Source organism: Lentzea atacamensis (assembly GCF_003269295.1).
GTDB lineage: Bacteria > Actinomycetota > Actinomycetes > Mycobacteriales > Pseudonocardiaceae > Lentzea > Lentzea atacamensis.
The window spans coordinates 218215-239044 of the sequence record NZ_QLTT01000011.1; the positions used below are offsets into that span (position 1 = coordinate 218215).

Below are 20830 nucleotides of genomic sequence, written 5' to 3' on the forward strand. Positions count from 1 at the left end.
GTCGGGCGTGGACGCGAGGCAGCTGTGGTTGAGGTTCGAGCCCTACCACGACGTCACGTACTTCACGCCCGAGTCCCGTGCCGCGACCGACGCGCTGGGCTGCAAGGGCGGCTGGATGGGCTACTTCGGCATGCGCGCCGCCCCGCTGGGCGCCGCGTCACCGGAGCTGGTGACGGCTGTCTTCTACAACTTCGCCCCGCGCATGGTCTCGCGCGCCCTGCCGGACGCGTGGGCGGTCGCCTCGCCTGCCTCGTACTTGGAGGCGCGCTTGTCGGGCGTCGATCTTGCTCTGCGCCGGTTGCTGGGCGAGGTCGACACGCCTGAGATCACCGAGGCCGCAGCTTTGGCCAGGTCCGCTGCTCTGGCGGCTCCGCTGGCCGGCCGTCCGCTGGCCGCCGCGAACCGCGCGTTGCCGTGGCCTTCCGCGCCTCATCTGGCGCTTTGGCACGCGTGCACGATCCTGCGCGAGGCCCGCGGCGACGGCCACGTGGCCGCGTTGGTGGCTCACGGGGTGGGCCCGTGCCAAGCGCTTGCGCTCTACGCGCGCGAACATTCCCTCGATCCGGCATACATGCGGTCCGCGCGTGGTTGGACCGAGTCGGAATGGGAAGCCGTTGCGGATCTGCCCGGCGATCTCGCCGCAGTGGAGCGTGCAACTGATGCTGCTGCTCTCGCGCCGTGGGAAGCGTTGGGCGCTTCTGGAACTTCGCGGTTCATCGAGCTGATGACACCGCTCGCTCTACGTATCGCTTCGGCCAATGAGGCGATGCGCATCAACCCGATGGCCCTGGACCCGGTCCGGGAACTAGCCGTGCCAGGATGGAACACGTGACAAGGCCTGATCCTCGCAAGACCGCCGCACTGTCCGCCGCGCTCTCCGGCGCCGTCGATCTGGGCGCCCTGAAGGCCCGAGCCGACGCCGCCCGCCAAGCCGCCGCCGCTCCTGCCGCCGCTCCTTCGAGCTCGGGCGACAACGGATCCGCGCCGTGGATCGTGGACGTCACCGAAGCCTCGTTCCAGGCTGTGGTCGAGCAGTCCCTGCAGGTGCCGGTGGTGGTGCTCCTGGGAGCCTCCTACAGCCCCGAGTCGCAGCAGCTGGCGACGTCCCTGACCCGTCTGGCCTCCTCTTCCGGGGGCTCCTGGATCCTGGCTCGGGTCGACCTGGAGCAGGCGCCCCGGATCGGGCAGGCGTTCGGCGTTCAGTCCGTGCCCACCGTGGTGGCCGTCGCCGCTGGTCAGCCCATCGACGCGTTCGCCGGGCCGCTGGCGGATGCCGAGCTTTCCGCCTGGGTGCAGCGGTTGCTGGACGCCCTCCGGGATCGGCTGCCGGGGATTCGGGCCGGGGAGGCGCGTGCCACCGCTCCCGCCGAGGAGGACATTGTCGAGGATCCCCGCATCGTCGCGGCCGAGGAGGCCTTTGAGCGCGGGGATTACGCAGCTGCTCAGGGGTACTACTCGCAGATTCTTGCTACCGAGCCCGGGAATGAGCTGGCCAAGGAAGGGCTGGCGCAGGCTCGCTTCGCCGAGCGGGCCGAGTCGGTTGACCCCGCGGTGATCGCCAAGGCTGATTCCGCGCCCGAGGATGTCGAGGCTCAGTTGGCCGCGGCTGATGCCCAGGTGGCTTTGCAGCAGGTTGACGAGGCGTTTGCGCGGTTGGTGGACACCGTTCGGCGGGTTTACGGGGATGACCGGGATCGGGTTCGGCAGCACTTGGTCGGGCTGTTCGAGCTGTTCCCGTCGGATGATCCTCGGGTTGCTGCGGCTCGGCGGAACCTGGCTTCCGCGCTGTACTGAGATCGGTCGCTTGGGGCACGTGGTGGGCTGAGGGCTCTGCCCTCAGTCTCCTGACACTCCCCAAGAGCCCTTCAACGCCTCCGGCATCGCCGTCAGGGGCGGCGGCGCTCCAGAAGGACGGTGTCGCGCCATTCACCGTGGTGCTGGGCGATTCGTTCCCGCATGCCCACCGTCCGGAACCCCGCCCGGTGGTGCAGGGCGATGCTGGCCCGGTTCTCCGGGAAGATCACGGCCTGCAGGGTCCACAGGCCGTCGGCGTCGGCGGCCGAGACCTGGTGGTGCAGCAGCGTCTTGCCCACGCCGCGGCCCTGGTGCGAGTCGCTGACGTAGATCGACGTCTCGGCCACGCCGGCGTAGCACTCGCGTGCGGAGACCGGGGTGGCGGAGGCCCAGCCCGCTACCTCGCCGTCGACCACCGCGATCCAGCGGTGGTCCGGGAGCCACTTGGACTCGAGCGTGCGGCGGGACGGGACCTCGGTTTCGAAGGTCGCGTTGCCCGTGGCTATGCCCTCGCCGTAGATGCGGCGCACTTCCGGCCAGTCGGAGGCGGTCATGGGACGCACCGTCACGCCGGACACCGGGGCCACCGTGCCCCTGGTCAGGGCGCCCATCACCGCGTCGGCGGCGTGGGGGAGGCCCGTGCAGCAGGCCGGGTTGACGGTGACGAGGGTGGCTGTGCCCTCGCGCTGGACGCGGATGAAGCCCACTTCGGCCAGCTTGCGGACGTGGTGGGAGCAGGTGGACTGGCTGACGCCCAGTGCGGTGGTCAACTCGCCGACGGTGACCGCGCCAGGGGCTGAGGCCACGTGGTGGAGCAGGCGGACGCGGGTGGGGTCGGACAGGGTCGAGAACCACGAGGCGTAGGTCGCGGCTTCATCGGTTAGCACGGGGCAAGTATCGACGAACGTCGATGTAGGAATCAAATCGAATACTTCTTGACGCAGTACGAGGAGCCTCGGAAGAAGCCGTCGCCGAACGCTTCGACGCGAGCGAAGCCGGAGGGGACGGCTTTGCCGTTCACGTCGGAGGCGATGAGGCTGTTGTCGGCCAGGAGTTCGGCCACGGCCTCGTCCAGGTCGCCGGGGGAGAGCCTCAGGCCCGCGGCTGCGTCAGGGCGGTTGGTCAGGCCCGCCCAGGCGCCGGTCAGGCAGGCGGTGCGCTGGCCGGCGGCGTCGTCGTCCAGCGGGAAGCCCGTGGCGTGCTGGATGGAGAGGGAGAAGCGGGAGGCGATCACGGCGAAGGCCGCGAAGTCGCCGATGCCGCCCTTCGTGCCCTTCTTCGGGGGCGTGCCGATCTTCACCAGCGACGGGAGGTCCAGCTGGATCTGGTTGGTGGACGGGCAGAAGGTGGCTGGGGACGTGGTTTGGGCGTCGTTGCAGGGCTTGATGCCGCCCTTGTCGACGGTCGGGAAGGCGGCGCCGCTCGACTTGTAGGCGTCGCGGAGGGACTCGTCGAGGGCTTTGAGGTACTTGTCCTGGTCGATCCGGGCGTTGCCGCGGCCCTGACCCTGGTCCTTGTCGGAGAGGTCGAAGGGGCGTTCGGTGATGCGCTTGTTGATCTCGGCCTCGTTGATCTCGGCGCAGCGGGCGGCGCCTCGCACGAAGCCGAACTGGAAGGCGGAGACGCGGTCGAAGGCGCTGCCGTGGGCGCCCTGCTTCTCGAACGACGTGCCCGCGGAGTCGCGGATGAAGAACATCGTCTGCAGGACCTGGTTGAGGCCCTCGCCGGTGGAGAGCTCGAAGTGCTTGGACTTGTTCTCGGCGATCCAGCGCATGAAGACGCCGGTGTAGCAGTCGGCCTGCTGTTCCTTGACGATCGACGGGGTGTTCGGGCCGATGTTGGAGGCCGCGCCCAGCTTGTACTGGACGGCGTGACCCATCTCGTGGGCCAGGACGGTGACCACGGCCATGGGGCCGAAGGCGTCCTTGAGCATCGGGAGCAGTTCGCCGCGATCCCACGTGATGCTGTCGTCCAGCGCGCAGTAGAAGGCGTTGGCGACGCCGGTGGTGTCGAGCTTGCAGACCTCGACGCCCTTGCCGGCCGAGTCGTAGGAGAGGAAGCGCTTGACCGGCTCGAAGGTCTTGCCGGCGAACGCGCGGGGGATCTCGGCCTTCCAGAACTCCTGGACGTCGGCGAGGGTGTTGATCGCCAGCTGGTCCATCTCGCCGCCGTCGCCGTTCTCGACGTTCAGGTCCGCGTCCGGCACGCCCTGCTTGGGGCCGGACGGGCCGTTGGAGATCTCCAGCCCCGCGACCTTCGTGGGGTCGGGGCGTTCGCCCTTCGGTGAACCCTCGACCACGGAGGCGCAGGCGGTGAGCGCTGCGGCCGCGGCTAGTGCGACGGCGATTCGTCCGATCCCCATGAGGGCGAACCCTACTAAGAGCGGTTCACGTGCATGGCGCAAGGACCAGGGGCCAAACGTGAAATTCTCTCACCCTCTGGGGTGATTTCAAGACTGTGCGGACTCGTTTTCGTTGTCCTGCCTATGTTTCGGAGCGCACAGTCCCCACGCAAGCCTTCGGTGTGGAAGGAGTTTGGCGGTATGGGTAGAACGCGCTGGGCACGGTTCGTCGGGGTGCTCGGTATCGGTGCCGTGGGTGCTGGTGCCCTCCTCTTCGGCATGTCCCAGGGAGCGCTGGCCGCCTCGTTCGCGGTGTCCGGCCATGATTTCAAGGTGTCCGCCGATAGCTTGACGGGCCAGGGATTCGTCCAGTTCGGTGGCGTGGACGCGGGTGCCGGGAAGGTTCACGTCGTTGCGGTCAGCGGCTTCAAGACCGCGACTCTGAACAAGTTCTGTCAGTCGGTGTTCGTCGGCAACATGCCGATCGTCGGTGACGTCACGATGCGCATCACCGCGGACGGCGTTGGTGGCATGTCGGCCGACAACCTGGTCGTCAACCTCACCGACCTCTCCGGTGACCTGGAGCTGGGTGCTCCGGACATCGGCATCGACGCGAGCAAGGTGACCAAGGGACCGGAGAACCTCAGGGGTCTGCCGGGCTCGTTCGGTCTGCAGGCCGACTCGGCGAAGATCACCGGTCTCAAGCAGACCGCCTGGTCCACCACGGCTCAGACCATCAGGTTCAAGGGCATGAACCTGACCATTCGCCAGGGGAAGCAAGAGTGCTTCTGAGGATCTGGCGCGGCTTCACCGCGTGGCGACGTGGCCGGCCCTTCTGGGCCGGCCTGTTCGTGGCACTGGGCGCGCTGATCATCCTGTTTCCGCCGTACGCCAACCTGAAGCTTGGCGACATGGTCATCTCGATCCAGACGCTCGGTGGCGTGTCCGCGCTGCTGATCGGTTCGCTGCTGGCCCTGTGTGCGGTGGCGTTGTGGGTGGCGCCGAAGTTCCGGCTCGCGGCGGGCATCGTCACGGTGCTGCTGTCGCTGGTCGCGCTCGTCGTGACCAACCTCGGCGGGTTCCTCTTCGGCACCATCTTCAGCCTGCTCGGGGGCGCCCTCGCCGTGGCGTGGACGGACGCTCCCAAGAAGCCGAAGAAGTCCAAGAACAGCGCCGAGAGCGCCCCTGGGAGCAGCACCGAGGAAGAGCTCCCGGACAGCCCAGAGCCCAGCAGTCCAGAGACCACCCAGAGGGTCCAACCCACATGATCCGGACACAGCCGCTGGCCGCGGTCGCGATGGTCGCGGTCCTGGCGCTGCAACCACCGTCGAGCTCCGAGCCGCCGCCTCCCAGCAGCAGCTCACCGGCTCCGACGAGCAGCTCGGAACCACCCCCTGTTTCCAGCAGCAGCGCCACTCCACCGCCGGCGTCGTCGTCCGTGCCGACCGTTCCGTCCAGCACGGAACCGCCTCCGACGTCGGCGCCACCCCCGCCACCGGCCCCTGCCCCGGTGGCGGGCGGAGGCCGGGAGTGGACGCTGAAGGCCTCGCGACTGGAGCTCGGCGGCCTCAACTTCGTCGGAGTCGTCGACGCCCTGCTGAACGGCCAGGTCATCAAGGTTCTCAAGTTCACGACGACCGACATGAAGATCAAGGACCTGGTGCAGTCCGCCGAGGTGTCGCCGGGGGTCAGGCTCGTCACCGCTGCCCGCGCGGGCAGCACCTCAACGGTGAACCTGAAGAAGGCGGACGGCGCACCGCAACCTCCGCCGCTGATCGAGCTGTTCACGGTGCAGCTCAAGGGCAACCTGGACATCCTCGGGATCAAGATCCCGGTCGACTACACGGCTGCCCACCCGCCACCTCTGAACGTGCCGTTCGTGACGTTCACCGACGTGACGGTCCGCAACACCGACCTCAAGGGCGGCACGCTGACGATCCCGGGAGCCCGGATCTCCGTCGTGACCGACCAGGCGCCGACCGAAAGGCGCTGACCAGCGCACAAGAGCTCTGGAGCCCGCACACGCCCTGAGGCTGTGCGGGCTTCAGTTCGTCTCAGGTCAGATGCCGCACTTCTTCGGGCCTTCGAACACGCCCTCCCGGAACCGCGCCACCCGCGCGAAACCCGGATCCACCGCGTCCTTGCCGCGAGCGTCACGGGCCGCGTAGTCGAACCGCAGCAGCACCATCACGGCCTCGTCGAAGTCGCCGGGCGAGAGCCCGAACCCGTCCCGGCGCTGGAACACCGCGCCCGTGTACGCGCCGGCCAGGCACAGGGCCGCGGCCGAGGCGTCCTCGCCCTCCACCGGCTTGCCCAGCACGGCCAGCTCGGCGATGGCGTACCGGGTGGCGATGAGCGTGCCGGTCGCGTAGTCGCCCAGCTCCTTGTGCAGCGCCGGCAGCTCGTCCTTGGTGTCGATCTTGATCGTCTTGTCCGACGGGCAGTAGGCGACCGGACCCTGGTCACCGGAGCAGGTCGGCTCGGTCTGGGAGGCCTCTGCACGAGGAGACGGCCAGGTCCTGCCCGCGGAGGTGGCCAGTGTCTTGAAGTAGCCGTCCAGGTCGGGCGTGACCGATTCGAGCATCTGCGCGAACGGCAGGTTGCCGCCGTTCGCGCGGTCCGTGACGTTGGTGAACGCGCGCTGGGTGAACGTGCGGTTCTGCACCGACATCGCCGCGCAGAACTTCGTGCCCTGCTCGTAGCCGTCCTGGAACGCCGCCACGCGGTCGAACGCGCTGCCGTGCGCCTGCTCGTCCTCCGGGGAGGTTCCGACCGGGTCGCGGAACGTGATCAGCGCGCCCAGGGCCTTGTCCAGGGCGTCCGTGCCGATGTCGAGGCGCTGGGACTTGCCGTCGGTCACGTTGCGCACGAACGCGCCGGCGAAGCAGTCGGCCTGGGCCTCGGTGAGGATCGTCGGGAACCTCTCGGGCTCGCGGCGCTCGGCTTCCGGCGTGATGCCCATGCGGTTCTGCACCGCGTGGCCGATCTCGTGGGCCAGCACGACGACCACCGCGGCCTCGCCGAAGCGGTCCTGCAGCACCGGCAGCAGGGACGCGCGGTCCCAGGCGATCGCGTCGGCGGCGGGGCAGTAGAACGCGTTGCCCTCCACGTCCGCGGCCTTCTGGGTGCACGGTGGCGGCTTCGCGGTGGCGTCGGCCGTGTCCACCGAGTAGTAGCCGCCGGTCAGCGGCTTCCACGGCTTGTTGAACGTCTGCTGGAACGACTCCTGCCAGAAGTCGTTGATGTCCGTGAGGGCGGTGGCGGCGAGCTTGTCGATCGCGCCGTTGTCCGAGCCCCGCACCTGGATGGTCTCGGTGGAGGCCTCCTTCTTCACCACCTTGGCTGCACGCGGGCGCCCAGGAATCTCGGCGGTGCAGCCCACCGCGAGCAGGGCGGTGGCCACGATCAGCGCGATGCTCCGGTGCCGCATGAACCCATTGTGCCTGCCGGCCGGCTTGAGGGACGTCCTACTCGGCGAACTCAGGCGCATACAGAGGCCAACGTGCGGCGGGCTGATCAGGTTCACCGAGCCGGTGCCGTCCGATCGACTTACATTTCCACCTGTGCGCGAATTGCTGTGCGCCGCACTGTTGCTTTCAGGCCCTCCTACCGGGGCCGATCCGGCGATGCCCGGCTGCGGAGGGGGCATCGCACCCGACCCGCGCCACGGCGTCATCATCGGGCCCGGCACCGTCGGCGCGACCCTCGACGCGGTCCCCGGAGGCGTCTACGACCTGAGCGCCTGGTCCGGCAGCACCGCGCCAGGACCGGCGACCGCGACCGGGCTGCAGTTCCTCGACGAGGGCGGAGCTCAGACCGGAAGGACCTACGCCCCCTGGCCGACCTGGAAAAGCTGAAGCGGTACAACAACTACGGCATGATCGCGCCACCGAAAGCGGCCACCGTCCGGTTCTTCGCCACGACGAACACCGAGATCCACGGCGAGAGTGTCCGGCGCGCTCTACTGGAACGGAGCGCTGCCGGACAGATCAGTCGGTCTCGGGAACTAGCCACAGCACACCGGCGGGCGGCAGCTGCAGCAACGCGGAGTACGGCCGCCCGTGCCACGGGCTGGCCTCGGCCTCGACGCCGCCGAGGTTGCCCACGCCGGAGCCGCCGTAGTGCGCCGCGTCGGTGTTGAGGAGCTCCTTCCACCGCCCGGCGGACGGCAGGCCGACCCGGTAGTCGTGGTGCGGCATGCCGGCGAAGTTGGCCACGCAGGCCAGCACCGACCCGTCCTCACCGATCCGCAGGAACGACAGCACGTTGCCACCGGAGTCGTTCGCGTCGATCCACTGGAACCCCTCCGGCGTCACGTCGTGCGAGAACAACGCCGCCGAAGTCCGGTACACCGAGTTCAGGTCGCGCATCAACGCCTGAATGCCCTGGTGCAGGCCCTCCTGCTCCACGAGGTGCCAGTCGAGCGACCTCGACTCCGACCACTCCTGGCGCTGCCCGAACTCGCCGCCCATGAACAGCAGCTGCTTGCCGGGATGCGCCCACATGAAGGCCAGCAGCGACCGCACCCCCGCGGCCTTGTTCCAGTCGTCACCCGGCATCCGGCCCCACAGCGAGCCCTTGCCGTGCACCACCTCGTCGTGCGACAGCGGCAGCACGAAGTTCTCGCTCCACGCGTAGACCAGCGAGAACGTCATCTCGTTGTGGTGGAACGACCGGTGGATCGGCTCACGCGACAGGTAGTGCAGCGTGTCGTGCATCCAGCCCATGTTCCACTTGAACCCGAACCCGAGCCCGCCGAGGTGCGTCGGCCGCGTGACGCCGGGCCACGCCGTGGACTCCTCGGCGATCATCACCACGCCGGGGTGACGGCGGTAGACCGTCGCGTTCAGCTCCTGAAGGAACCGCACCGCGTCGAGGTTCTCGCGGCCGCCGTACTCGTTCGGCAACCACTGGCCCTCCGGCCGCGAGTAGTCGAGGTAGAGCATCGACGCGACGGCGTCCACGCGCAGACCGTCGAGGTGGAACTCCTCGATCCAGTACAGCGCGTTGGCGACCAGGAAGTTGCGGACCTCGTTGCGCCCGAAGTCGAAGACGTACGTGCCCCAGTCGAGCTGTTCACCGCGGCGGGGGTCGGCGTGCTCGTACAGCGCCGTGCCGTCGAACTTCGCGAGCGCCCAGCTGTCCTTCGGGAAGTGCGCCGGCACCCAGTCGACGATCACGCCGATGCCGCGCTGGTGCAGCGTGTCGACGAAGAACCGGAAGTCGTCCGGCGACCCGAACCGCGAGGTCGGGGCGTAGTAGGAGGTGACCTGGTAGCCCCACGAACCGCCGAACGGGTGCTCGGCGACGGGCAGCAGTTCCAGATGCGTGAAACCCAGGTCCTCGCAGTAGTCCGCGAGCTCGTTCGCCAGCTCTCGGTAGCCGAGACCGGGCTTCCACGAGCCGAGGTGCACCTCGTAGATCGACATCGGCGCGTTCACCCACTGGGTGGCCTCGCGCCGCGCCTCCCACTCCGCGTCCTGCCACTGGTACTCGGACCGCGTCACGACCGAGGCCGTCTGCGGCGGAACCTCCGTGGCGAACGCCATCGGGTCGGCCTTCTCGTGCCACACGCCGTCCGCGCCGAGGATGCGGAACTTGTACCGCGAACCCACCGGGACGTTCGGCAGGAACACTTCCCACACACCGCTGGAACCCATGGAGCGCAACGGGTTGGCGCGCCCGTCCCAGCCGTCGAAGTCGCCCGTGACGCGCACACCGCGCGCGTTCGGCGCCCACACGGCGAACGAGACACCGGTGACGTCACCGGAAGTCGTTTCATAGCAACGGACATGCGCGCCGAGCACGTCCCAGAGCCGTTCGTGCCTGCCCTCGCCGATCAGGTGCAGGTCCAGCTCGCCGACCGTCGGCAGCCACCGGTACGGGTCGTCGACCTCGACCGTGTGGTCGCCGTAGGACACCAGCAACCGGTAGTCGCCCGGCGCTTCCGGCAGCTCGCCCTCGAAGAGCGCGTCGGCGATGCGTGGCAGCTCGACCTGCTTGTCACCCCACGACACCGCGACCGACGTCGCGCCGGGCCGCAACGCGCGAGCGATCACCTGATCGCCGATGGTGTGCACGCCCAGCACCGAGTGCGGGTCGTGATGGGCTCCTGACAGCAGTCGGTCCAGGTCGGCCTTCACGACTCACTCTCCTCCGCTTGTCATGCGGGCGATCGACGACAACGGGACCGTCAACCACTCCGGCCTGTTCGCGTGCTCGTAAGCGACCTCGTAGACCGCCTTGTCCAACTCGAACGCGCGCAGCAGGTACGTGTTGTCCCGCGGATCGGCCGCCACCTCGGCGTACCCGTCGCAGAACGCCGCACGGTTGCGCTTCGTCCACTCCATCGCGCGGTATTCGAGCTGGTCGTCGTCGGGCTGACCGATGAGCAGCTGCCTGGCGGCGTAGTCGAACGACCTCAGCATCCCCGCCACATCGCGCAACGGCGACTTCAGCGCGTTGCGCTCCGCCGCGGGTGCCGCCGGCTCGCCCTCGAAGTCGATCAGCAGCCAGCCGTGCACGGTCCGCAGCACCTGGCCCAGGTGCAGGTCGCCGTGGATGTGCTGGATCGGGATCTGCCCGATGTGCTGCCGGGCTTCCTCGAACGTGGCGCGCAACGCCTCTTCGTAACGGCCCAGCTCGGGCACCGCCTCCAGCACGGTGTCCAGGCGCTGCTGCATGCCCGCGATGGCGTGCGTGATCGCGTCCTCGTCGGCGATCCGCGTGCCGAGCGCCTCGGCTAGGTCGGCGTGCACCTTGGCCACCGCGTGGCCGAGGCGGCAGGCCTCGCCGGCGAAGTCGCCGCCGACCTCGTCCGCGTGCAGGTCGGCCTCCGCCATCAGGTCGCGCACCGAGGTCTTGGCCATGTCCCAGCCCTCGACCGCGTCCGGCAGGAACTCCTGCAGCATCGCGAGAGTGACCGGTTCACCGTCCAGTTCGGTCGAGATCGAGCCCAGCGGCAGCGCGATGTGCTCGCAGCCGACCGACCGCAACGCCCTGTGCATCACCAGGTCGCGGTTCTCGCCGCGGGCGAGCTTGCGGAAGATCTTCAGGATGTACTGCTGGCCGTAGATCAGGGACGTGTTGGACTGCTCGACGCCGATCGGCCTGCCGCGCAACGAGGTGCGCAGCTCGACACCCTCCTCGTGCGCGAACGTGATGCCGTCCAAGTGTTCGCCTGCCGCGATTTTGGTCAGCAGCAAGCCGTTCCGCTCGGGGTCTGCCGTGGCGTCGAAGCCGTCGGAGTGCTCGCTGATGATCAGCTGGTACTTCTCGGTGCGGCCGGGCTGCTCGACCTCGACGATCACGTGCACCAGATCGTCGCTCAGCGGGGTCGTCCGCAGTGGACGGACGGCGGTGACCGGGCGGTCCTTGCCGCCGAACCAGCGCAGCGTCGGCAGAACGTCGGGCAGGGTGGTGACCAGCTTGTCGGTGAGCTCGTCGGGGTCAATCACGCGCGATTCACCTCATTTCGCCGTCGTCGCCCGCCTCTACCAGCTGGAACCAGTAGAAACCGTGACCGGGAAGGGTCAGCAGGTACGGGAGTTCCCCGATCGCCGGGAACTTGACACCTCCTGTGAGCTCCAGCGGCGTGTAGTCGCGGTGCTCGGAGAGGTCCAGCTCGACGGGTTGCGGGAAGCGTGACAGGTTGTTCACGCAGAGGACGATGTCCTCGCGTCCGTCGGGACGCTTCCACAGTCGTTTGTAGGCGAGCACGCTCGGGTTCGAGCCGCCGAGCTCGCTGAAGTCGCCCTCGGCGAACGCGTGGTGCTGCTTGCGCACCTCGATCATCCGGCGGGTCCAGTTGAGCAGCGACGACGTGTTGTTGAGCTGCGCCTCGACGTTCAGGGCCTGGTAGCCGTAGACCGGGTCCATGATCACCGGCAGGTAGATCCGGCCGGGGTCGCACGACGAGAAGCCCGCGTTGCGGTCCGGCGTCCACTGCATCGGCGTGCGCACGGCGTCGCGGTCGGCGAGCCAGATGTTGTCGCCCATGCCGATCTCGTCGCCGTAGTAGAGGACGGGCGAACCGGGCAATGACAGCAGCAGTGCGGTGAACAGCTCGTGCTGGTTGCGGTCGTTCTCCAGCAACGGGGCCAAACGCCTTCTGATGCCGATGTTCGCCTTCATCCGCGGGTCCTTGGCGTACTCCGCGTACATGTAGTCACGTTCTTCGTCCGTGACCATTTCCAGCGTCAGCTCGTCGTGGTTGCGCAGGAAGATGCCCCACTGCGCGTTCTCGGGGATCGCCGGCGTCTGCGCCAGGATCTCCGAGATCGGGAACCGCGACTCGCGCCGCACCGCCATGAAGATCCGCGGCATCAGCGGGAAGTGGAACGCCATGTGGCACTCGTCGCCACCGATCTCCGGGTCGCCGAAGTACTCGACCACGTCCGACGGCCACTGGTTCGCCTCGGCGAGCAGCACCCGGCCGGGGTACTCGTCGTCGACGACCTTGCGGCAGCGCTTGAGGAACTCGTGCGTGCGCGGCAGGTTCTCGCAGTTCGTGCCCTCCTCCTCGAAGAGGTACGGCACGGCGTCGAGGCGGAACCCGTCGATGCCGAGGTCGAGCCAGAAGCGCAGGACGTCGAGCATCGCCTCCTGCACGTCCGGGTTCTCGTAGTTGAGGTCCGGCTGGTGGCTGAAGAAGCGGTGCCAGAAGAACTGGCCGCGGACCGGGTCGTACGTCCAGTTCGACGACTCCGTGTCGACGAAGATGATCCGGGCGCCCGCATAGCGCGAGTCGTCGTCGCTCCACACGTAGTAGTCGCCGTACGGGCCCGTCGGGTCCTGCCGCGACTGCTGGAACCACGGGTGCGCGTCACTCGTGTGGTTCAGCACCAGGTCGGTGATCACCCGGATCCCGCGCCGGTGCGCCTCCTCCAGCAGGTACACGAAGTCCTCGACGGTGCCGAACTCCGGCAGCACCGCGCGGAAGTCGCTGATGTCGTACCCGCCGTCGCGCAGGGGAGAGGCGTAGAACGGCGGCAGCCAGAGGCAGTCGACGCCCAGCCACTCCAGGTAGTCGAGCCTGGACGCGAGCCCTCTGAGATCACCTGTCCCGTCACCGTTGGAGTCGCTGAACGCGCGGACCAGAACCTCGTAGAAGACGGCACCCTTGAACCAGCTCGGGTTCGCCAACGCCGGCTTGGCCGACTTGAAGTCCTCTGCCTGGGGTTCGATGAGCATGCCGTCGTCGTCGATGGCCTCACCGGTGTGCGGAATGCCTTCCAAGCCCAGTGCCGCGTCGGGACGGGTGTCTTCGTTCATGATCTCCCACCTCGTCGGGGTGTTGAGGTCACGGGTGGCTTCCGTCGTCCGAACGACGGAAGCCACCCGTGACCTAGCTGAAGCGGCGCTGCAGGCTCACGACGTGCGCGACGGCACGCCACGGCTCGAGGCGGACGTAGTTGGCCTGTCCCCAGTCCCAGGTCTCGCCGGTGACCTCGTCGTGCGCGATCACCCGCTCGTGCCAGTCGAAGCCGAGTGCGGGCAGGTCGAGGTACAGCGTGCCGTCCTGGGCGTTGTTCGGGTCGAGGCTCACCACGACCACGACCGTGTCACCCGTTGCCGGATCGCGCTTGGAGAAGGCGAGTAGCGCGTCGTTGTCCACGTGCTGGAACTTCAGCGTGCGCATCTGCTGGAGCGCCGGATGCGCCTTGCGGATGTGGTTCAGCTTGCGCAGCCACGGTTCGAGAGATCGCCCGTCCGCGAGTGCGCGGGCGTAGTCACGCGGCCGCAGCTGGTACTTCTCGGAGTTGAGGTACTCCTCGCTGCCTGGCTTGACGGCTTCGTGCTCGAACAGCTCGTAGCCGCTGTACACGCCCCACGTGGGGGAGAGCGTCGCTGCGAGGGCCGCGCGGAGCGCGAACATGCCGGGACCGCCGTGCTGCAGCGACTCGTGCAGGATGTCCGGCGTGTTCACGAAGAGGTTCGGCCGCGCCTCGTCCCAGTGGTCGCGGAGGTCCTCGCCGAACTCGATCAGCTCCTGCTTGCCCGTCCGCCACGTGAAGTACGTGTACGACTGGGTGAAGCCGAGCTTGGCCAGGCCGTAGAGCCGCGCGGGACGGGTGAAGGCCTCGGACAGGAACAGCGTGTCCGGGTAGACCTCCTTGACCTTCCAGATCAGCCACTGCCAGAAGTCCGGCGGCTTGGTGTGCGGGTTGTCGACCCGGAAGATCCGCACCCCGTGCTCGGCCCAGTACAGGACCACGCGCAGCACCTCGTGGTAGAGGCCCTGCGGGTCGAGGTCGAAGTTGATCGGGTAGATGTCCTGGTACTTCTTGGGCGGGTTCTCCGCGTACGCGATCGTGCCGTCCGGCCGCGTGGTGAACCACTCCGGGTGCTTGAGCACCCACGGGTGGTCCGGCGCGCACTGCAGCGCGAAGTCGAGTGCGACTTCCATGCCGAGCTGATGGGCGCGTTCGACGAGGGCGTCGAAGTCCTCGATCGTGCCGAGCTGCGGGTGGATCGCGTCGTGGCCGCCCTCGTCCGCGCCGATGGCCCACGGCGAACCGGTGTCCTCGGGTCCCGCGACGAGCGTGTTGTTGGGGCCCTTCCGGTTCACTCGCCCGATCGGGTGGATCGGCGGGAAGTAGACGACGTCGAAGCCCATCGCGGCGACCCGGTCGAGCTCCTTGGTCGCCGTGGCGAACGTGCCGTGCACCGCCTGGCCGGTCTCGTCGATCCCGCCTGTGCTGCGCGGGAAGAACTCGTACCACGAGCCGTACGCGGCCTTCTTGCGGTCGCACCAGATCTTGTGCGTCTTGCCCTTGGTGATCAGCTCGCGCACCGGGTGCTCGAACATGATCTTCTGGACGTCGTCGGCGAAGGCCGGCGCGACGCGTTCGCCCAGCGGCCGGTCCTCGTCGCGGAGTGCTTCCGCCGCGGACGTGAGAAGTGCTCGCTCCTGTCTCCGATCAGGGCGTCGTGCCACCCGATCGAGCAGCTGTGCACCGATCTCAAGATCGTTTGCGAGATCGCCGGGACCCTGTCCCGCCGCGATCTTCACCTCAACGGTGTGGTTCCAGGTGCCCCAGGGGTCGCTCCACGCATCGATCCGGAACGTCCACGCTCCCTGGTGATCGGGAACGATCGTGGCACCCCAGCGGTCGAGGCCGATGCCGACCTCGTGCATTCTCGTCTGGCGAGCGACTCGGTCGTTCGGTCCTCGCCACGTGACTGTCGCCGCGAGCTTGTCGTGACCCTCGCGCCACACCGTGGCCTGAACCGGAATGTGTTCTCCCACAACGGCTTTGGCTGGATACCTGCCAGCCGACACCACCGGGGATACGTCGTTGATACCGAGCCGTCCACTCATCGGCAGCGCCTTTCCGCCGTGTCGCTCCGCGTAGCTCGTAATCCTGCCTTGCTCGATCAAGCGGCCTGTCAGCGGGTTGCCCCGTTCCAGGTCCGTACCCAGTCGGTGTCGATCGCACACCTTGACCGGGCTGTGTGTCCAGCATCTCCGTCCATCATGTGGCCACCTCACGTTCTCGGCATTGGACCGTTCGCCCCATACCCACGACGTTACGAGGGGGCTACGGGTACCGTCCCGCGCGTGAACAAGCTTGGCGACCGCTACGTTCTGCTCGACCAGCTCGGCGCCGGCGCGATGGGCGTCGTGTGGCGCGCACGCGACGAGCTCCTGCACCGGGACGTCGCGGTCAAGCAGCTGCTCCTCAACGACGTTCAGCCGAACGAGTTCCACGAAGCCGTCCAGCGCGCCATGCGGGAAGGGCGCATTGCCGCGCGCCTGCAGCACCCGAACGCGATCGCCGTGTACGACGTCGTCGTCGACAACGGCAAGCCCTGTCTGGTCATGGAGTATTTGCCCTCCCGCAACCTGTCGGCGGTCCTGGACGAGCGCGGACCCATGCCCCCGGTGGAGGCCGCCCGGATCGGGTCGCTGGCCGCGTCCGCGTTGGCCGCCGCGCACGCCGCCGGGATCGTGCACCGCGACATCAAGCCCGGCAACGTCCTCATTGGACGTGACGGTGCGGTCAAGATCACCGACTTCGGCATCTCGCGCGCGCTGGGCGACGTCGCCGTGACCAAGACCGGCATGCTCGCGGGCACGCCCGCGTACCTGGCGCCGGAGCTCGCCCGCGGTGCCGAGCCCGCGCCGCCGTCGGACGTCTTCTCGCTCGGCGCGACGCTCTACGCGATGACCGAGGGCGAGCCCCCGTTCGGCAAGAGCACCAACGACCTCGGCCTGCTCTACAAGGTCGCGCGCGGCGAGACCCGGCCGCCGATGCGCTCCGGCCCGCTCACGCCGTTGCTGGTCCGGCTGCTGGCCAACGAGCCGTCGCAGCGCCCCACCGCGGCCCAGGCTGCGGAGGAGCTGAAGGCGATCGCGTCCGGCAACGTGCCCCCGGTCACCACCGTGCTCCCTCCTCGCCCGATGACGCCGCCGTCCGGCACCGCCGTGATGCCGTCCGGGCCCGGCACGCAGGGGCCGCGCACGGTACCGCCGCTGGGGCCGCCGCCCCAGGGGCCGCGCACGAGGCCGCCGGCGCCGGTGTTCGACCAGACGGAGCTGCCGCGCAAGAGCAACCGGGGCCTGGCCGTCGCCGCCTCGATCCTCGCGGTGCTGCTCGTCGCGGGCGTGGCGTACGCGATCATCAACGCCGGCGGCGGCAACAGCGCGGCGGGGCCCACCTCGACCCAGAGCACCCCGCAGAGCCAGGCGCAGGCCGGCGCCACGACCCAGACCAAGGCTCCGACCACCACGGCCCAGAAGAAGCCGGCGCCGACGTCGCAGACCTACACCAGCCAGCTGCCGTCGAAGCCCGCGAGCAAGTTCAACGCGGCCCAGGTCACGCTGTTCGTCAAGCAGCACTACGCGAAGCTGCCGAAGGACGTCGCGGGCGCCCGAGAGGACTGGGACCCGGAAAGCGCGCCCAGCGAAGGCTCCGAGAAGGAGTACTGGAGCGGCTACACGAAGGTCGCGGTCAAGGGCAATCCGGTCGTCACGACGTCCGACGACGGCACCTTCACCGTGACGACGGCGCTGGACCTGACCGAGGCCGAGACGAACAAGGTCGTGACGGAGGAGCACATCCTCAAGATCTCCGGCAAAGGCGACAAACTGCTCATCATCGACGAACAGCGCTGAACGGCAGCTTCGTCGTTTCGGCTGCTCACGCGGCCGGGCGTCTTGACCGGTTCTGCAAGTCGTTGCAGGTGTGAGCGGGAACGTTGTCAGGCGTGCGGGGGTGGCAGGTAAGTTGCCTCGGCATGCGAGCACTTCGCCGGTTCACCGTCCGAGCCAGTCTGCCGGAGCCCCTGTCCGCGCTGAGCACGCTCGCCACCAACCTGCGCTGGACGTGGCACCCGCCCACGCAGGAACTCTTCGCCTCGATCGACCCACGCGTCTGGTCAGAGGTCGGTGGCGACCCGTTGCGCCTGCTCTCCGTCGTGGACGCCGGAAAGCTGGAGGCCCTCGCGAGAGACGAGCAGTTCCTGCTCAAGCTCCACGCGCTCGCCTCCGACCTGGAGCGCTACGTCGAGGGGCCGCGGTGGTACCAGCGGCGCCAGGACGAGATCGCCCAGCGGCGCGAGCACGGAGCGACCACCGACAACCCGTTGCCGACGAGCGTCGCGTACTTCTCGATGGAGTTCGGCGTGCACGAGGCGCTGCCGAACTACTCGGGCGGCCTCGGCATCCTCGCCGGTGACCACCTCAAGGCGGCCAGCGACCTCGGCGTGCCGCTGATCGCGGTCGGCCTGCTCTACCGGTCCGGTTACTTCCGGCAGTCGCTGTCGCTCGACGGCTGGCAGCAGGAGCACTACCCGTCGCTCGACCCGCGCGGGCTGCCGCTCGAGCTGCTGACCGAGCCGTCCGGGCTGCCGTTGCTGGTCCACGTGGCGATGCCGGGCGACCGGATGCTGCGCGCCAAGATCTGGCGGGCCCAGGTGGGCCGGGTGCCGTTGCTGCTGCTCGACTCGGACGTGGAGCAGAACGACGAGGACCTGCGCGGCGTCACCGACCGGCTCTACGGCGGCGACCAGAACCACCGCATCCGCCAGGAGATCCTCGCGGGCATCGGCGGCGTGCGCGCCGTGCGCACGTTCTGCGAGCTCACCGGCCATGCGCAGCCCGAGGTGTTCCACACCAACGAGGGCCACGCGGGCTTCCTCGGTCTTGAGCGGATCCGCGAGTACATCACCAACGACGGTCTGGACTTCGACCAGGCGCTCACGGCCGCGCGTGCTGGCGCCGTGTTCACCACGCACACGCCCGTGCCCGCCGGCATCGACAGGTTCCCGGTCGACCTGGTCCAGCACTACTTCGGGTCCGAGCAGCTCGTGCCCGGCGTGAACACCCAGCGGATCCTCGCGCTCGGCGCGGAGGACAACCCCGGCATGTTCAACATGGCCCACATGGGTCTGCGCCTGGCCCAGCGCGCGAACGGTGTGTCCAAACTGCACGGTGAGGTCAGCAGGGACATGTTCCGCGGCCTCTGGCCGGGCTTCGACGCCACCGAGGTGCCGATCGGCTCGGTCACCAACGGCGTACACGGTCCGACGTGGGCGGCGACCGAGATGAGCAAGCTCCTCGGTGCGTCCGAAGCGGACACCCAGACCAGCACCGGCCTCGGCATCGGCTCGTTCGAGCCGGTCACCGACGCGGGCCTGTGGGAGCTGCGGTCGACGCTGCGCGGCCGCCTGGTCACCGAGGTGCGGCGCAGGCTGCGCGAGTCGTGGCTGCAGCGCGGCGCGTCGGCGCTGGAGCTGGGCTGGACCGACTCGGTGTTCGACCCCGGCGTGCTGACCGTCGGCTTCGCCCGGCGCGTACCGACCTACAAGCGCCTCACGCTGATGCTGCGCGACCCGGAGCGGCTGCGCGGCCTGCTGCTGCACCCCGAGCGGCCCGTGCAGCTCGTGGTCGCGGGCAAGTCGCACCCGGCCGACGACGGCGGCAAGGCGCTGATCCAGCAGATCGTGCGCTACGCCGACGACGCGGGCGTGCGGCACCGGATCGTGTTCCTGCCGGACTACGACATGTCGATGGCCCGGTACCTGTACTGGGGCTGCGACGTGTGGCTGAACAACCCGATGCGCCCGCTCGAGGCGTGCGGCACGTCCGGCATGAAGGCGGCGTTGAACGGCGGCCTCAACCTGTCCATCCGCGACGGTTGGTGGGACGAGCTCTACGACGGGTCCAACGGCTGGGCCATCCCGACCGCGGACGGCGTCACCGACCCGATCCGCCGGGACGACCTGGAGGCCAACGCCCTGTACGAGCTGCTCGGCTCGCAGGTCGCGCCGCTGTTCTACGACCGGGGCGAGGACGGCGTGCCGACCCGCTGGATGTCGATGGTCCGGCACACGCTGGCCTCGCTCGGGCCGGTCGTGCAGGCCTCGCGCATGGTCCGCGACTACGTGGAGAGCTACTACGCGCCGGCGGCCGCGTCGGCCGCGGGTGTGGTCGGCGAGGGCTTCCGCGGCGCGAAGGAGCTGTCCGCGTACCGGCACCGGCTGCGCGCGTCGTGGACGCGGGTGCGGGTGCTCGACAGCGACCTGGTGCTCGGCGGCTCGTCGGTGCCGGTGCTGGGTGCGCCGGTCATCGTGCGGGCGCGGGTCGAGCTGGCAGGGCTGGAGCCGTCCGAAGTGGACGTTCAGGTCGTGCTCGGCAAGGTGTCCCACGACTCCGACGAGCTCAAGGACGTCGTCACCGCCCCGATGAACTACGCGGGCAACGGCAACTACGAGGCGGAGGTGCCGCTGCCGCACGCGGGCTCGCTCGGCTACACCGTGCGAGTGCTGCCGCGTCACGGTCTGCTGGCGTCTCCCGCGGAACTCGGCAGGGTCGTGCTGGCCAGCTGACCTGGCAGGAGATCAACACAGGGCATCCAGTTCGCCTTCAAGCGGTGGGCTGGATGCCCTGATGTGTTCGTCTTCTTTGTTTCCTGTTCACTGCTCGTGATCCGGGGCAGGCGCGTGTTCGATTCAGCGCCCTCCCTCAATCGAATGAGCCCTTTTTCGAGTGGGTGAATTCGTGATCTCCGCTGGTAGGGGCCGGTGTACAGGCTTACGCTCTGTCACATGGAATGAACCGCACCAGAATTTTCCACGACGGCATTTCCGGCGCGGCTCCAGCGAATTTGCGCATTGAGGAAGAAGGTAGCCGTGAAGAAGACGATTACCGCACTCTCGCTCGTCGCAGCTCTGTTCACCGCTTCATCCGTACCGGCTGCCAGTGCGACGCCCGCCGCGCCAGAACTCCCAGCCGCCTGCGCGGGTCTCGTGACCGACCTCGCCGGGAAGCTCACGAAAGTCGTCAGCAGCCTGTTGCCCGTCCCGAACGTGGGCGCGGTGACACCGTTGATCGGCGATCTGCTCGGGCTGGTCTCCGCTCTGCAGGGCGCCGGCTGTCTGCCGACACCGCCGGTGAGCGCGCCGGGCGTGCCGTTGCCGGTCAAGGCAGCCGAGTACAGCGGGCCTGTCGACCAGTGTCTGCCGGTCGTGCTGAACCTGGTCTCGTCCATCGCCGGTCTCGGCGGCGCGATCCTCGGCGCTGCCGGTGGTGGCCTGCCGGACGTCGGCAAGATCACCGGGATTCTGACGACGTTGCTCAAGACGGTCACCGACCTGCTGCAGAAGTGCGGCCTGCCGGCACCTCCTGGCGGCCTGCCGACGCTGCCCGGCCTGCCGCTGCCGGTCGAGAACAGCTGATCTGAAACGCGG

16 protein-coding genes are annotated in these 20830 nt (G+C 68.7%); 9 read left to right on the top strand and 7 right to left on the bottom strand.

Going from position 1 to position 20830, the window contains the following annotated elements:
- Nucleotides 1-7: 7 nt before the first annotated feature.
- Complete coding sequence (locus C8D87_RS37875) at nt 8-832, top strand: SCO6745 family protein (RefSeq protein WP_112230945.1); 825 nt, start codon at nt 8-10, stop codon at nt 830-832.
- On the top strand, nt 829-1794 hold the full coding sequence (locus C8D87_RS37880; RefSeq protein ID WP_407656880.1) for a co-chaperone YbbN: 966 nt from the start codon (nt 829-831) through the stop codon (nt 1792-1794). The genes C8D87_RS37875 and C8D87_RS37880 overlap by 4 nt, the downstream gene beginning before the upstream one ends.
- 92 nt (nt 1795-1886) lie before the next feature.
- On the opposite strand, the gene C8D87_RS37885 is transcribed toward C8D87_RS37880, so the two are convergent.
- Both C8D87_RS37885 and C8D87_RS37890 read right to left on the bottom strand, forming a co-directional pair.
- Nucleotides 1887-2681, bottom strand: a complete 795-nt coding sequence (locus C8D87_RS37885; protein ID WP_233439373.1) for a helix-turn-helix domain-containing GNAT family N-acetyltransferase — start codon at nt 2679-2681, stop codon at nt 1887-1889.
- A 32-nt stretch (nt 2682-2713) separates the two neighbouring features.
- Nucleotides 2714-4156, bottom strand: a complete 1443-nt coding sequence (locus C8D87_RS37890; RefSeq protein ID WP_112230808.1) for a neutral zinc metallopeptidase — start codon at nt 4154-4156, stop codon at nt 2714-2716.
- Nucleotides 4157-4336: 180 nt separating this feature from the next.
- On the opposite strand from C8D87_RS37890, the gene C8D87_RS37895 reads away from it, so the two are divergent.
- From C8D87_RS37895 to C8D87_RS37905, 3 genes are read left to right on the top strand one after another with little or no spacing between them, the layout of a single operon-like run.
- Complete coding sequence (locus C8D87_RS37895) at nt 4337-4927, top strand: DUF6230 family protein (RefSeq protein WP_109634480.1); 591 nt, start codon at nt 4337-4339, stop codon at nt 4925-4927.
- Nucleotides 4918-5403, top strand: a complete 486-nt coding sequence (locus C8D87_RS37900) for a DUF6114 domain-containing protein (protein WP_109634477.1) — start codon at nt 4918-4920, stop codon at nt 5401-5403. The genes C8D87_RS37895 and C8D87_RS37900 overlap by 10 nt, the downstream gene beginning before the upstream one ends.
- Nucleotides 5400-6128 (top strand): hypothetical protein, encoded by a 729-nt coding sequence (locus C8D87_RS37905; RefSeq protein ID WP_146231462.1) that lies wholly within the window; start codon nt 5400-5402, stop codon nt 6126-6128. Before C8D87_RS37900 ends, C8D87_RS37905 begins: the two co-directional genes overlap by 4 nt.
- A 66-nt stretch (nt 6129-6194) precedes the next feature.
- Here C8D87_RS37905 and C8D87_RS37910 read toward each other — a convergent pair whose 3' ends face one another.
- The gene (locus tag C8D87_RS37910) at nt 6195-7565 is read right to left on the bottom strand and encodes a neutral zinc metallopeptidase (protein ID WP_109634472.1); all 1371 of its coding nucleotides are present in this window, start codon (nt 7563-7565) and stop codon (nt 6195-6197) included.
- A 133-nt stretch (nt 7566-7698) separates the two neighbouring features.
- On the opposite strand from C8D87_RS37910, the gene C8D87_RS37915 reads away from it, so the two are divergent.
- Nucleotides 7699-7992, top strand: coding sequence for a hypothetical protein (locus C8D87_RS37915; RefSeq protein ID WP_146771997.1), 294 nt, complete (start codon nt 7699-7701; stop codon nt 7990-7992).
- A gap of 132 nt (nt 7993-8124) precedes the next feature.
- Here C8D87_RS37915 and glgB read toward each other — a convergent pair whose 3' ends face one another.
- The 4 genes from glgB to C8D87_RS37935 all read right to left on the bottom strand — a co-directional run bounded on the left by glgB (nt 8125) and on the right by C8D87_RS37935 (nt 15458).
- Nucleotides 8125-10278: a 1,4-alpha-glucan branching protein GlgB gene (glgB, locus tag C8D87_RS37920; protein ID WP_109634470.1), complete on the bottom strand. Its 2154-nt coding sequence runs from the start codon at nt 10276-10278 to the stop codon at nt 8125-8127.
- A gap of 3 nt (nt 10279-10281) precedes the next feature.
- The gene (locus tag C8D87_RS37925) at nt 10282-11592 is read right to left on the bottom strand and encodes a maltokinase N-terminal cap-like domain-containing protein (RefSeq protein ID WP_112230812.1); all 1311 of its coding nucleotides are present in this window, start codon (nt 11590-11592) and stop codon (nt 10282-10284) included.
- Between the two features lie 7 nt (nt 11593-11599).
- On the bottom strand, nt 11600-13408 hold the full coding sequence (treS, locus tag C8D87_RS37930) for a maltose alpha-D-glucosyltransferase (RefSeq protein WP_109635261.1): 1809 nt from the start codon (nt 13406-13408) through the stop codon (nt 11600-11602).
- A gap of 73 nt (nt 13409-13481) precedes the next feature.
- On the bottom strand, nt 13482-15458 hold the full coding sequence (locus C8D87_RS37935; RefSeq protein WP_112230814.1) for an alpha-1,4-glucan--maltose-1-phosphate maltosyltransferase: 1977 nt from the start codon (nt 15456-15458) through the stop codon (nt 13482-13484).
- A gap of 240 nt (nt 15459-15698) precedes the next feature.
- Here C8D87_RS37935 and C8D87_RS48300 point away from each other — a divergent pair, with 240 nt between their 5' ends.
- The 3 genes from C8D87_RS48300 (at nt 15699) to C8D87_RS37950 (ending at nt 20818) form a co-directional block, all read left to right on the top strand.
- A complete protein-coding gene (locus tag C8D87_RS48300; protein ID WP_267899915.1) occupies nt 15699-17255 on the top strand; it encodes a serine/threonine-protein kinase in 1557 nt (518 codons plus the stop codon).
- 122 nt (nt 17256-17377) lie between these two features.
- Nucleotides 17378-19969 (top strand): alpha-glucan family phosphorylase, encoded by a 2592-nt coding sequence (gene glgP / locus C8D87_RS37945; protein ID WP_112230816.1) that lies wholly within the window; start codon nt 17378-17380, stop codon nt 19967-19969.
- Nucleotides 19970-20272: 303 nt separating this feature from the next.
- The gene (locus C8D87_RS37950) at nt 20273-20818 is read left to right on the top strand and encodes a hypothetical protein (protein ID WP_112230818.1); all 546 of its coding nucleotides are present in this window, start codon (nt 20273-20275) and stop codon (nt 20816-20818) included.
- The last annotated feature ends 12 nt before the right edge of the window (nt 20819-20830 follow it).